Below are 13,952 nucleotides of genomic sequence, written 5' to 3' on the forward strand. Positions count from 1 at the left end.
GCCCACCCCTTCCCATACCGAACAGGGTCGTTAAGCCCGCCAGCGCCGATGGTACTGCTCCACCGAGTGGGAGAGTAGGTCGCCGCCTTCCTTGAGGCCCCGGTTCAAAACGGACCGGGGCTTTTTTTATTCCATATAATATCTGGGGAAATGCTTTTGCGAGAGGGATAGAAGCAGATACCCTGCCTGCCGACAGGCAGGCATGTATGGCTGATAGCCCGACCCGCCATGGGCAGGGCTCGCCCAGATAGTTTATAGGATGTCTCTTTAAATTCTGGGCAAATCACCTTCTCCTTTAAGCGGAAGTTCAGAAAACCCCATCAAATATTCATCAATGTGATAGGCAGCCTCTCTGCCTTCTGAAATGGCCCAAACAATCAATGATTGCCCGCGGCGTTGGTCTCCTGCTGTAAAAATACTTGGGACGTTGGTCTTGTAATTGTTTTCAGAGGCTTTTATATTGGTTCTTGAATCCATTTCTAATCCGAGTTGTTCGGCAATGGTGTTCTCTGAACCCGTGAAGCCCAGTGCCAAAAGGGCCAATTCACATTTCCATTCTTTTTCTGAACCTTCAACTTCTTTGAGAACGGGTCGTTGACCGGGCTTTGTTTGCCACTCGACTTCTGCGGTCACCAATGCCTTTAGATTTCCATCTTTATCACCGATAAACTTTTTTGTTGAGATACTGAACATTCGTTCAGCACCTTCTTTATGTGATGAACTGGTGCGAAGCCTCATGGGCCAAAAGGGCCACGGTTGGTCTGCTGGCCTATCTTTGGTCGCCATGGGCATGATCTCAAAATTGGTCACTGTTGTTGCCCCTTGGCGAATTGACGTTCCGATGCAATCTGAGCCTGTATCGCCACCTCCGATAACAATAACATCTTTTCCAGTTGCCAAAATTTCCTCACCCAAATCTTTGATGCCATCAACACGGCGGTTGTTTTGTGGTAGAAAATCCATGGCCTGTACGACGCCTTTCAAATCTGAACCGGGTATGGGCAGTTTTCTTCTTACAGTAGCGCCGCCACAAAGCAATACGGCATCAAAATCGTTTTGCAGATCAACTGCTTTAACATCGTAGCCTATGTGAATTCCTGTTTTGAAAATAATGCCCTCCTCTTCCAATATTTCAAGTCGACGATCAATAACGCTTTTTTCCATCTTAAAATCTGGAATTCCATATCGTAACAGTCCACCCACCTTTTCATCCCGCTCAAAAACGGTCACAGTATGGCCGGCACGGTTCAATTGTTGCGCTGCTGCCAATCCTGCTGGTCCTGAACCGACTATGGCCACTGTTTTGCCTGTTCTTTTCTTAGGTGGATGTGCTTTGACCCATCCATTTTTAAAAGCTGTTTCAACAATATTTTTTTCAATATTTTCTATGGAAACCGGGTCTTCATTGATTCCTAGAACACAGGCTTCTTCGCATGGTGCAGGGCATAATCTTCCCGTAAACTCAGGAAAGTTGTTGGTGGCATGTAGAATCTCGGCGGCCTTTTTCCACTTGCCCTGATAAACGGCATCGTTGAAATCAGGAATCAGATTGCCCAGAGGGCAGCCACTGTGGCAAAAGGGAATGCCACAATCCATGCAGCGTGCCCCTTGATTTTTTAGTTCAGCTTCCTTCATAGGCTTGGTGAACTCTTTGTAATTTTTTACCCGTTCTTTGACAGGGGCGTAGGCTTCTACCTGTCGCTCATACTCCATAAAACCTGTAATCTTTCCCATATTATATTTTTATACCCCTGCTCAGTATGAACGGAGCTGCCCCCTCATGGGGACAATTAAAGGGTTTCCAATTGTTCTTGTTCTAATCTCAACAATGCCTGTCGGTATTCTTCTGGAAACACTTTGATGAATTTGGGGAGTTCGTTTTCCCAGTTTTCGAGAATACGCTGTGCCAAAGGGCTTAAAGTGGCATTGTAATGGTTTTCAATCAATTCTCGAAGTTCTGCAATGTCATTGTCTTCTTCAACCTTCAATAAATTCAAGGCTTCACCATTACATCTGCTGGCGAAGTTTCCATCGGCGTCGAGAACATAGGCGATACCCCCGCTCATTCCCGCTCCAAAATTTCTGCCAACATGGCCCAATATCACGGCCACACCACCGGTCATGTATTCACAACCGTGGTCGCCAATACCCTCTACGACCGCCTTGGCCCCAGAGTTACGAACGCAAAAACGCTCTCCTGCTTTTCCGTTGATGTAGGCTTCACCAGAAGTAGCACCATATAGCGTAACATTGCCAGTGATGATGTTTTCTTCAGGTTTCAAGGTTGATTTATAAGGAACTTTGACCACCAATTTGGCTCCAGACAATCCTTTTCCGAGATAGTCATTGGTATTGCCATTGACGACCATGGTGAGTCCTTTTGTGGCAAAAGCTCCAAAACTTTGCCCAGCAGAACCTGAGAAGTTTAGCTTTAACGTGTTGTCTGGAAGGCCTTCAGCCCCATAAATCTTTGAAATCTCATTGCTAATGATGGCGCCAACCGCCCTGTCGGTATTGTGAATCGGAAACTCTAACATCGTCTTTTCTTTTCTGAAAAGTGCTGGATGCGCTTTTGCAATGATGTCAAACTCTATTGAATTTTCGATGTTATGCCGCTGCTGGGTCGTATTGTGCAATTTTGTTCTTTTAGGTACAGCGATTTGATGTAAAATGGGTGTCAGATCAATGCCTTCAGCCTTAAAATGTTCGATGGCTTTTTTTCGATCCAGCTTCTGAACTTGACCAACCATTTCATCGACGGTTCTAAAACCAAGCTTGGCCATGATTTCACGCAGCTCCTGGGCCACGAAATACATGTAGTTGACCACATGTTCAGGTTTTCCCTTGAATTTTTTGCGCAGTTTAGGATTTTGCGTCGCAATACCCACTGGGCAAGTGTTCAAATGGCAGACACGCATCATAATACAGCCTGAGGCCACCAATGGCGCTGTGGCAAAACCAAATTCTTCTGCTCCCAGCAAGCAGGCAACGGCCACATCACGACCGGTTTTTAATTGACCATCACATTCTACCACAACACGGTTTCTCAAATCATTGAGTACCAGTGTCTGTTGGGCCTCGGCAATGCCCAGCTCCCAAGGTAATCCGGCGTGTTTTAGGGAGGTCAGTGGTGAAGCCCCTGTACCACCATCAAATCCGGAAATCAAAATGACATCTGCTTTTGCTTTTGCGACGCCGGCGGCTACTGTGCCCACACCGACCTCAGAGACCAATTTCACATTAATTCTTGCCTCTCTGTTTGCTGATTTTAAATCATAAATCAGCTGTGACAAATCTTCAATGGAATAAATATCATGGTGCGGTGGTGGCGAAATCAAGCCCACATAGGGTGTTGAGTTTCTGGTCTTGGCAATGGCAGGATTCACCTTTGGCCCTGGCAACTGCCCACCTTCCCCCGGTTTGGCCCCTTGGGCCATTTTAATCTGTATCTCTTGGGCGTTGGTCAAGTAATCTGAAGTAACCCCAAAACGACCTGAGGCCACCTGTTTGATAGCACTGTTTTTCCAATCACCAGATGCATTTTTATAAAAACGTTCTGCATCTTCACCGCCTTCACCTGAGTTGCTCTTACCACCGATACGGTTCATGGCAATTGCCAGGTTTTCATGGGCCTCTTTGCTGATACTGCCATACGACATGGCGCCGGTTTTGAACCGTTTTACAATTTCCGTCCAAGGCTCGACTTCTTCCAAAGGAATTGGGTCAAAGTTTGAAAACTCAAATAAACCTCGAATGGTCATTAAATTTTTAGACTGCTCATTGACCAGCTCAGAATACTCTTTGTAGGTGGTTGGTTCGTTGTTGCGAACCGCTTTTTGCAACTTTGCAATGCTCAACGGATTGAACATGTGTTTTTCGCCATCCCTTCGCCAGCGATATTCCCCGCCAATTTCCAAATCTAGGTTGGCAGCAATGTTCTGCACATTGAAAGCTTTATGATGTCTTTTGGCAATCTCTCTTTCAATTTCATACAGGCCAATGCCCTCGATACGTGTTGGTGTGTTGGGGAAATACCTATCGACCAACTTGGTGTTGATTCCGATGCATTCAAATAATTGCGAACCCCGATACGAGTTCAGGGTTGAAATACCGATTTTGTTCATCACTTTCAGGATGCCCTTACCGATAGCCTTGTTATAGTTTTCAATGGCGGCATCAAAAGTGTATTCCGTGATATCGTTTTCCTGTATCTGTTGCCCAATGATTTCATTCACCATATAGGGATTAATGGCACTGGCCCCAAAACCAAAAAGCAGCGCAAAATGATGTACCTCACGAGGTTCTGCAGATTCGATGATGATGCTGAGCTTAGAACGTTTTTTCAATCTGCTCAGCCCGCTGTTGACATACGAACAGGCCAACAATGCAGGTATGGCCGCCATTTCTTTGCTGATCATGCGATCGGAGAGAATGATGATATTCGCCCCCTCATCTACCGCCTTTTCAACTTTTTTCAGTATCGATTCCAGAGCATTTTCAAGACCATTGTGGCCTTTTGAAATTTCATATAGCATAGAAATTGAGACCACCTTATAATCTGGACTTTTGTCATGGTTCTTGATTTTATCCAAATCCTCTTTTGAAATGACGGGGTTTTGAATTTTTAGCTTTCGACAATGCAGCTCATTGGTCTCAAAAATATTTTGGTCACTACCCAAGGTCAAACTGATGTCGCAAATCAATTCTTCCCGAATACCATCAAGCGGGGGGTTGGTTACTTGGGCAAACAACTGTTTGAAATAGTTATAAATCAACTGTGGCCTTTCGGAAAGTACTGCAATCGGTGTGTCAGAACCCATAGAACCAATGGGCTCTTTTCCATTTTTGGCCATGGGCAGGATAATGGTGTTGATATCTTCCAACGTATAGCCAAAAGCGGCACGACGTGTTTCCAGCGGAAATTCACCCAAGAACACCGGGCATTCATTATAGGGAATGTCCTTCAAGTGCACCAAATTCTTTTTAAGCCATTTTTCGTAGGGATGTTTTTTGGCAATGGCTTCTTTGATTTCTTCATCGTTGACGATGCGACCTTCCTCCATATTGACCAAGAACATCTTTCCAGGCTCTAAACGTCCATGAAATTCAATATCCTCAGGCTGCAAATCGACCACCCCGGTTTCTGAAGACATGATGACATACCCATTTTTGGTCACTGAATATCGTGATGGCCGCAAGCCATTCCGGTCCAAGACAGCACCGATGTATTTGCCATCGGTGAAGGGTATTGACGCGGGGCCATCCCAAGGTTCCATAACACAGGAATGATATTCGTAGAACGCCTTTTTAGAAGCAGACATTTCTGTGTTCTTTTCCCATGCTTCGGGCACGAGCATCATCATAACCTCAGGTAATGACCGGCCGGTCATTAAAAGGAGTTCAACAACCATGTCCATGGATGCAGAATCTGATTTTTTTGGCAGGACCGTTGGAAGGATATTTTTAATTTCTTCACCAAACCAATCACTTTTCAGCAGTTCTTCACGAGAGTGCATTCGGGCCACATTACCCCGTAGTGTATTGATTTCACCATTGTGGCACATATAGCGGAAGGGCTGGGCCAAATCCCAAGTGGGAAAGGTATTTGTAGAGAAACGTTGATGTACCAATGCCAAGCGCGTAACCACTTTGGGGTCAAGCAAATCTTTGTAGTACAGGCTGATGTCATTGGGCATCAGCAGCCCTTTGAAGATGATGATCCGTGTAGAGAGACTGGGAACGTAAAAGAACGCACTTTCAGAAAGTTTTGAAGCGATTATGGTGTGTTCTGTCGTCTTTCTTGCTATAAAAAGTTTTAGGTCAAATTGAAAAGCATCTTTGATTTTGCCCTTGCCGATAAAAATTTGTTTCACAAAAGGCTCAGTTTCGGCTGCTATGCGCCCAGGAACCGATTTGTTTACGGGAACATCACGCCAGCCCAATAGTTCAAGCCCTTGTTTTTTGATGTTTTCCTCAAAAAGTGAGATACAAAAGTTTCGCTGGTTTTCTTTTTGGGGAAGAAATACGTTGCTGACGGCATAACTTCCCGCTTCTGGAAGCTCAAAAGCACAGACATCTTGAAAAAAGGCATGCGGAATATCAATCAAGATTCCTGCCCCATCGCCCGTTTTTCCATCGGCGCTGACGGCCCCCCGGTGTTCAAGTTTGTCCAAAATTTCCAGTGCCTTGTGAATGATGTCATTTGACTTGATTCCTTTCAGGCTACAAATGAATCCGGCACCGCAATTATCATGTTCAAATTCGGGCAAATACAAGCCCTGTCTCTCTGGTTTCATCATTAGGAAATTCTTTGATAAACGTCCTAAAATATGAACAAAACTCAGCTCGCGGAAACTTTTGAAATAAAATAATCAGTACTTGAATAAGAATGATACAAAAAATTTAATATGATAATTTACTATGGCCATTTTTGCCATATTCTCAATCGTCACTTATCAAATTCTTTGAAAGTTCAAGTAATCTCAAAACTAATCTCTGAGAATACTTCGTGAGATGACGATTTTTTGAATTTCTGAGGTGCCCTCATAAATCTGGGTGATTTTGGCATCTCGCATCAATCGTTCTACGTGGTAATCTTTTACAAAGCCATTGCCGCCATGAATCTGAACCGCTTCAACTGCGGTCTCCATGGCAACTTCAGAGGCATATAATTTGGCCATGGCACCTGAAAGATCATAATTGTCTCCATTGTCTTTATCACAGGCAGCTTTATATACTAGATGTCTTGCCGCCTGAATTTTGGTGTGCATATCGGCCAATTTAAAGGCGATGGCTTGATGGTTGCCGATTTCAGTACCGAATGCCTTTCGTTCTCTCGAATACTTTAATGAGAGTTCGTAAGCTCCTGCGGCTATACCCAGTGCTTGCGCTGCAATACCGATGCGACCACCTGCAAGGGTTTTCATAGCGAATTTAAACCCAAAACCATCTTCGCCGATGCGATTTTCTTTTGGTACTTTGACATCGTTGAAAATCAGTGAATGGGTATCGCTACCGCGGATGCCCAATTTATTCTCTTTTGGCCCAATTTCGAAGCCATCCATGCCTTTTTCAACAATAAGCGCGTTGATGCCCCTATGTGCCTTATCGGCATCGGTCTGTGCGATGACCAAATATACTTCGGCTGAATTGCCATTGGTGATCCAGTTTTTGGTACCGTTCAGTACGTAATGGTCTCCTTTATCTAGGGCAGTCGTTTTTTGTGAGGTGGCATCACTACCGGCTTCAGGCTCAGACAGGCAGAATGCCCCAATAATTTCGCCAGAAGCCAACCGTGTCAGGTATTTTTGCTTTTGTTCCTCCGTACCAAAGGTTTCCAACCCCCAACAGACCAGTGAATTGTTCACTGATACGATTACTGAGGCCGAAGCATCTACTTTCGAGAGCTCTTCCATGGCAATGACGTACGAAAGGGTATCCAAACCACTTCCTCCATATTTTGTGTCGACCATCATCCCCATAAATCCCAATTCTGCCATTTTTTGAACTTGGGTCTTCGGAAATTCTTGATTATCGTCTCGTTCTATGACACCAGGCAACAATTCATTTTGAGCAAAATCTCTGGCTGCCTGTTGAATCATCAGTTGCTCTTCAGAAAGTGTAAAATCCATAATAATGAAAAGTAAATAAAAAGGCAGCACAAATATAACGCTACGGTGCGGATTATTTAAGAATCATTGGTTAAATATGTGAATTGTTCAATACTGCAGTCGTATATTTTGTCATAAAAAATTTTTACTCATGGTATAGCTTTGGCAAACCATCATTTTTAATATCTTTAGATTTCTACCATGAACAACGATTAAAACAACATTCATAACCGACTGACCAATGGAGACCATTATTATCATTGTTTTTCTTGCAGGCTATTTGGCAATCACGTTAGAGCACAACCTCAAAATTGATAAGCTGATACCAGCACTGGCCATGATGGCCATTCTTTGGGCCATTATTGCCTTGGCACATTTAGATGTGTTTGAGGTCAATGCACAGCTAAAGGAACTTGAGCCCACCCATATCGATGAAATTCTATTGCACCATCTGGGGAAGACCGCTGAGATTCTAGTGTTCTTATTGGGAGCAATGACCATTGTTGAGATCATTGACTATTTTGATGGTTTTGCCACCATTAAGGGGTACATCAAGACCCGGAGTAAAACCAAATTATTATGGATTTTCTCTATTCTGGCCTTCATTCTTTCAGCTATCATTGACAATTTAACGGCGACCATAGTATTGGTGACCATTTTGCAAAAGGTAATCCGTGATCGAAACACCCGTCTGTGGTTTGCAGGTCTCATCATCATCAACGCCAATGCGGGAGGAGCTTGGTCACCCATCGGAGACGTGACCACCACCATGTTGTGGATAGCTGGCAAGGTCGAGGCAGGTTCACTGGTGCTCAGGGTATTGGTGCCCTCTATTGCGTGTACCATTGTGCCTACCCTCATAGCGAGCAGGTTCAAGGTTTTTAGGGGAATGATTGAAAAAGAGCCCGAGGATTTAGATGCACCAAAATCTCCTTATGGCCCAACAATGCTTTATTTAGGTCTGGGCTCGATAGTTTTTGTGCCCTTTTTTAAGACCATCACACATTTACCTCCCTATGTGGGCATGATGCTTTCATTGGCCGTGGTTGCTACGTTTGCTGAAATCTACAGTAGTGCGAAGTTCAGTATCAGTTCCGCTACGGGCGAAGAACATGATGAGCACCATGAAGCAGCGCACCATAGTCCAGTACATTCCGCCTTGACCAAAATAGAACTCCCCAGTATTCTTTTTTTCTTGGGTATTTTATTGGCCGTGGCCGCATTGGAATCGTTGGGTATTCTTTTTAATTATGCCGAACAATTGAATGAAGCTATTCCACAAACAGATATTGTGGTCATGTTATTGGGCATAGGCTCTGCCATAATTGACAATGTACCTTTGGTGGCGGCAAGTATGGGTATGTTCTCAGAGCCCCAAGATCACTCTTTATGGCATTTTATTGCATATTCTGCGGGTACGGGGGGCAGTATGTTGATTATCGGTTCTGCTGCAGGAGTTGTAGCCATGGGAATGGAAAAAATCGACTTCTTCTGGTACCTGAAAAAAATTGCCTGGCTTGCCTTTGCAGGATTTTTTGCTGGAGCAATTGTATTCATCGCAATGCGTGATTTTATCTTCGGCGGATAATTAAATCCAAAAATCTCCGTTATTATTGCAACTCAAAATTGGGGATCTATATGTTTTTATTTCAAGATTCGGTAGAAGGGTCTGACGTAGCTGCGTCTATTTCGGAAGAGAAAACCCTTTCAGTTGTTGATTTGATTGTCAATGGCGGTACGGGCAGCGTTGTTATCATCGCTGTGCTTTTTGTATTGCTTTTCGTCGCACTCTATATCTATTTCGAACGCATATTTGCCATTAAGGCCGCTTCGAAAATCGATAAGAACTTCATGAACCAGATTCGCGACCATGTTTTGAGCGGAAAAATCGAGGCTGCCAAGCTCTTGTGTGCACAGACAGATTCGCCTGTGGCCAGATTGACCGAAAAAGGAGTATCCCACATAGGGAAACCTTTAGACGATATCAATACTGCTATTGAAAATGCCGGTACACTTGAAGTATACAAACTTGAAAGAAATGTCAGTATTTTGGCCACTGTTGCCGGTGCGGCACCCATGATTGGCTTTTTGGGTACCGTAATTGGTATGATTTTAGCGTTTCATCAGATGGCGAGCAGTGGCGGCCAGGCCGAAATGGGGCTTTTGGCTTCAGGCATTTATACGGCCATGACCACAACCGTTGCCGGTCTGATTGTAGGTATCATTGCCTACATTGGTTACAATCACTTGGTGGTCAGAACTGATAAAGTGGTTCACAAAATGGAGGCCAATGCTGTTGAGTTCTTGGATCTGTTGAACGAACCGGCATAAGATATTTATATGAAACTGAGGGGAAGAAACAAAGTGAGTCCAGAGTTTAGCATGTCATCAATGACGGATATTGTATTTCTGTTGTTGGTATTTTTTATGTTGACCTCAAATGCCCCCAATGCTTTGGATTTGCTATTGCCCAAGGCAAAAGGAAAATCGACGAACACGCAAAACGTTTCGGTCACTATTGACAAAGACCTGAAATACTACGTGAACAACGAGCAGATTAACGGAGAATACATTGAAGTTGAATTAAGAAAAGCACTTGAGGGCCAAGAAAAGCCTACCATCATTCTACGGGCAGAAGAAAGCGTTGCCATCAAAGAAGCGGTCAACGTTATGGATATTGCCAATAAGAACAATTACAAGGTTATCTTGGCGGTGCGACCGAATTGATGCCAGTTCAGCATTAAAATAACGCACATAATTTGTTTCTTTTTCGCTCATATTTCTCCAAAAAAGATAAGCTTAGCCAGGGCTATGCTGATATTTTTTGTATCATCTGAACAAGAAATAATTCAAATTAAAAGTACGAGATTTTAAAACTGAATTGGCATAATGTCATTTTTAGATACGAGACACAAGAAAAAATCCTTCACATTGACCACGTTGCTCTTGAGCATTTTGGTGCTGTTACTTTTCTATATCGGCCTGACCTATCTTGACCCGCCTGAGGAAAAAGGGATTGCGGTAAATTTCGGAACTATGGATTTTGGTAGTGGTACTGTTCAACCATTGGAAAAAATCAAGTCTGAGCCCATAAATAAGCCAGAAGTTCCCAATCTTCCTGAAAAGGTTGAGGAAGTGGAAGAGGAGGTTCCTGAACAGAAAACCGCAAAAGAAGAAGTTGTTGAGAAAGAGCAGCCCTCAGAAAAGTTGTTGACCCAAGAATCTGAGGAAGCCATCAAAATCAAACAGCAAAAGGAAGCAAAGCGAAAGGCTGAAGAGGCTGCCAAAAAAGCAAAGGCAGAAGCTGAACGAAAAGAACAAGAACGACAAGCAGCGGCTGAACGCAAGCGTCAAGAAGAAGCTGATAAAAAGAAAAAGTTGGATGCCCTGATCGGGGGTATTGGAAAGTCTGATGGCAATGCCAGCGGTAGTGAGGGCAATGACAACACACCGGGCGATAAGGGCCAACCTGATGGCGATCCGTATGCGACTACGTATTATGGTGCGCCGGGTAGCGGTTCTGGCGGTGGTGGTTATGGTCTCAGCGGCCGCTCTTTGGCCAGTAAGGGCAAGGTACAGCAAGAATGCAATGAAGATGGCCGGGTGGTGGTCAAAATTGTTGTAGACAGAAATGGCAAGGTTGTTCAGGCCACCCCTGGTGTAAAAGGTACCACCAACAATGCAGCCTGTCTCTTAGAGCCAGCACGAAAGACTGCAATGATGCATCGTTGGAATCCGGATTCGAAAGCTCCTGCCCAGCAGATAGGTTTTGTGGTGGTCAACTTCAAACTGGGCCAATAGTGACGTATCAGCAGACATTGGATTGGATGTTCGCCCAACTTCCGATGTACCAACATAAAGGAATTTCTGCGCTGAACAACAAATTGGAGAACATCCAAAATTTCTGTGCTGTTTTGGATAATCCGCATCAAAAATTCAAAAGCATTCACGTAGCGGGCACCAATGGTAAAGGTTCAAGCTGCCACATGCTGGCTTCCGTTTTGCAGGAAGCTGGTTATAAAGTTGGGCTCTACACCTCTCCCCATTTAAAAGATTTTAGGGAACGTATCAAAATCAATGGTAAAACTATTTCCAAAAAATCAGTGATTTCCTTTATTAAAGAGCAAGAATCTTTTCTAGAAGAGCATCAACTTTCTTTTTTTGAGATGACCGTGGGCATGGCCTTCGAGCATTTTGCTTCAGAAAAAGTTGATATTGCCGTAATCGAGGTGGGATTGGGGGGAAGATTAGACTCTACAAACATCATTTGTCCTGAAGTAAGTTTGATTACCAATATCGGTTATGACCACACCCATATTTTGGGCGATACCCTTGAAAAAATAGCCCTAGAGAAGGGAGGAATCATTAAGCGTGGCATGCCCGTAGTGGTAAGCGAGCGTCAGACAGAGACTGAGGCTATTTTCAAAATGATTGCTGCACAAAAAGATGCTCCGATTTTCTTCGCTGACGAAAATGTAAAAAAGGAATACAAAACCGATTTACTGGGCCATTACCAGAAGAAAAATATTGCGGGTGTGGTCACTTGCCTGAATCAATTGGCAGCATTCGGCATCAGTGAAAACAATATTGTCAAAGGCCTAAAGAAGGTGGTGAAAAATACTGGATTGTTGGGCAGGTGGCAAGTTTTGCATAAAAAACCGTTGGTCGTTTGTGATACGGCTCATAATCCGGAAGGAATCAAATCTGTAATGTATCAGATGAGACAATACGATTTCAAGAAGCTACACATGGTCATAGGTTTTGTGGATGATAAAAAACTGGGAGAGATATTGCCATTGTTTCCGAAAAAGGCGGCCTACTATTTCGTAAGGCCCAATATGCCAAGAGGACTGGATGCAGTTTCATTAAAAGAAATTTCAAAAGAATTCAACCTGAAAGGAGAGAGTTACGAATCTGTGGAGAAAGGTGTGAAAACCGCGCTACAAACCGCTAAAAAAGAAGATTTTATTTTCATTGGGGGCAGTACGTTCGTGGTAGCCGAAGTGGTCTGATGATTTATCATTTTTTTCTTTCTGCATCTGAAAAATCACATTATATTTGCACTCCGTTTTACAAACGGGCGCGTAGCTCATCCCGATTTTATATCGGGAGAGTCAGGTTTCCGAATCCTGAAAAAAATATCGGGCGCGTAGCTCAGTTGGTTCAGAGCACCTGGTTTACACCCAGGGGGTCAGGGGTTCGAATCCCTTCGCGCCCACATCAAGCACAATCCAAATGTAATTCTTCATTGGGATTTTTTATTTTATGACTTTACATATCCCAGATTTTTTCGGTCCCAATTTCAAAAGAGTTTGATTACTTCGCCACGGTAAAATGGCAACCATAAGTGAGTAAACCCTTGTCGGATTTTCTTCCTTTATCCGTAAACTCTTATCGGGAAACCCTGATTTTCAAGACTTTTAGACTAATTATATACTTGTCAATCGAAAAAATCAGTCAAAATGAAAGGATTAGTAACAGGTTTGGTAAAAAGGTATTTTCCAGAGAATAAAAAGAAAGAATCGACAAGGCTAAGCGAGAAATACCGAAAGTCAGGTTTGACACTTGAGCAAGCCATCATTATTAAAGAACGTATTGAGTTTGCTTTTCAAGAGGACAAGATCTACCGGCAAAACGATCTCGGTCTAGTCGAACTTTCAAACTACATTGATTTTGATCGTTATAAGGTATCGGAAGTAATCAATAAGTATTTCTCAAAAAATTTCTATGCCTTGTTGAACCATTACCGTATTCAAGAAGCCAAAGAGCTTTTGATATCCAGACCATTTTCAAGCGTGAAAGCTGTCATGTATGAAGTCGGTTTCAACAGTAAGAACAGTTTCTATAACGCCTTTAAGAAAGATACTGGTCTGAGTCCAAATGACTTCAGGAGCATGTGGGCTTATGAAGATGGTGTAAATTCTAGACTTCAGTTTCACTGATATTAAAATAATAGCTCCACTACTATTTTCTCTCTTCTTTGAATTTTGAATTGAAATCGTTTGGCATTTGTTAATGGTGGTGAGCCATTAATATATTAGGTCTTGGCGTTTCTTCTTCTGATGTTTTATTACAACACTTTCGGTCGTATTTCAAAGCAAATATGAAATTTTAAACTCTACATTTTATACCAGGCTTTCAAGGTGGCATACTTTTATTTGCCAAACATTTTTTATACCACCATTGTTGAATTTAATTCTGTTGATGTTAAAAAAGGTTTTCGCCGATGGGCATCCCTATTTTTTAAAGTATTTGCCGTTTTAAGAGTACTGTTTCTATATCTCATTGGGGTTGTTTTGTGTTGCAATTGTAAAGGTAAGGCGGTGAGAGGCTTTACTACAT

9 protein-coding genes, 1 tRNA gene and 1 rRNA gene are annotated in these 13,952 nt (G+C 43.2%); 8 read left to right on the plus strand and 3 right to left on the minus strand.

Annotated features, from left to right (window positions below):
- Nucleotides 1–91: ribosomal RNA gene (gene rrf / locus AAAH86_RS00005) — 5S ribosomal RNA — on the plus strand; the annotation flags it as partial.
- Between the two features lie 176 nt (nucleotides 92–267).
- Here the strand turns inward: rrf and AAAH86_RS00010 are convergent.
- The 3 genes from AAAH86_RS00010 to AAAH86_RS00020 form a co-directional block, all read right to left on the minus strand.
- Nucleotides 268–1,734, minus strand: a complete 1,467-nt coding sequence (locus AAAH86_RS00010) for a glutamate synthase subunit beta (RefSeq protein WP_343485443.1) — start codon at nucleotides 1,732–1,734, stop codon at nucleotides 268–270.
- 56 nt (nucleotides 1,735–1,790) lie between these two features.
- On the minus strand, nucleotides 1,791–6,296 hold the full coding sequence (gltB, locus tag AAAH86_RS00015; RefSeq protein WP_343486803.1) for a glutamate synthase large subunit: 4,506 nt from the start codon (nucleotides 6,294–6,296) through the stop codon (nucleotides 1,791–1,793).
- Between the two features lie 192 nt (nucleotides 6,297–6,488).
- Nucleotides 6,489–7,631 carry an acyl-CoA dehydrogenase gene (locus AAAH86_RS00020; protein WP_343485444.1) on the minus strand — a complete coding sequence of 381 codons (1,143 nt, stop codon included), beginning with the start codon at nucleotides 7,629–7,631 and terminating at the stop codon, nucleotides 6,489–6,491.
- Between the two features lie 220 nt (nucleotides 7,632–7,851).
- On the opposite strand from AAAH86_RS00020, the gene nhaD reads away from it, so the two are divergent.
- The 7 genes from nhaD (at nucleotide 7,852) to AAAH86_RS00055 (ending at nucleotide 13,552) form a co-directional block, all read left to right on the plus strand.
- Nucleotides 7,852–9,198: a sodium:proton antiporter NhaD gene (nhaD, locus tag AAAH86_RS00025; protein ID WP_343485445.1), complete on the plus strand. Its 1,347-nt coding sequence runs from the start codon at nucleotides 7,852–7,854 to the stop codon at nucleotides 9,196–9,198.
- Nucleotides 9,199–9,248: 50 nt separating this feature from the next.
- Nucleotides 9,249–9,941 carry a MotA/TolQ/ExbB proton channel family protein gene (locus AAAH86_RS00030; protein WP_343485446.1) on the plus strand — a complete coding sequence of 231 codons (693 nt, stop codon included), beginning with the start codon at nucleotides 9,249–9,251 and terminating at the stop codon, nucleotides 9,939–9,941.
- A 9-nt stretch (nucleotides 9,942–9,950) separates the two neighbouring features.
- Complete coding sequence (locus tag AAAH86_RS00035) at nucleotides 9,951–10,337, plus strand: biopolymer transporter ExbD (RefSeq protein ID WP_343485447.1); 387 nt, start codon at nucleotides 9,951–9,953, stop codon at nucleotides 10,335–10,337.
- A gap of 162 nt (nucleotides 10,338–10,499) precedes the next feature.
- On the plus strand, nucleotides 10,500–11,411 hold the full coding sequence (locus tag AAAH86_RS00040; RefSeq protein WP_343485448.1) for an energy transducer TonB: 912 nt from the start codon (nucleotides 10,500–10,502) through the stop codon (nucleotides 11,409–11,411).
- The gene (locus tag AAAH86_RS00045; protein WP_343485449.1) at nucleotides 11,411–12,622 is read left to right on the plus strand and encodes a folylpolyglutamate synthase/dihydrofolate synthase family protein; all 1,212 of its coding nucleotides are present in this window, start codon (nucleotides 11,411–11,413) and stop codon (nucleotides 12,620–12,622) included. The genes AAAH86_RS00040 and AAAH86_RS00045 overlap by 1 nt, the downstream gene beginning before the upstream one ends.
- Before the next feature lie 131 nt (nucleotides 12,623–12,753).
- Nucleotides 12,754–12,828: transfer RNA gene (locus AAAH86_RS00050), tRNA-Val, on the plus strand.
- A 244-nt stretch (nucleotides 12,829–13,072) separates the two neighbouring features.
- Nucleotides 13,073–13,552, plus strand: coding sequence for a helix-turn-helix domain-containing protein (locus tag AAAH86_RS00055; protein ID WP_343485450.1), 480 nt, complete (start codon nucleotides 13,073–13,075; stop codon nucleotides 13,550–13,552).
- The last annotated feature ends 400 nt before the right edge of the window (nucleotides 13,553–13,952 follow it).

It is taken from the genome of Allomuricauda sp. d1 (assembly GCF_039592695.1).
In the GTDB taxonomy this organism is placed as follows: Bacteria; Bacteroidota; Bacteroidia; order Flavobacteriales; family Flavobacteriaceae; genus Flagellimonas_A.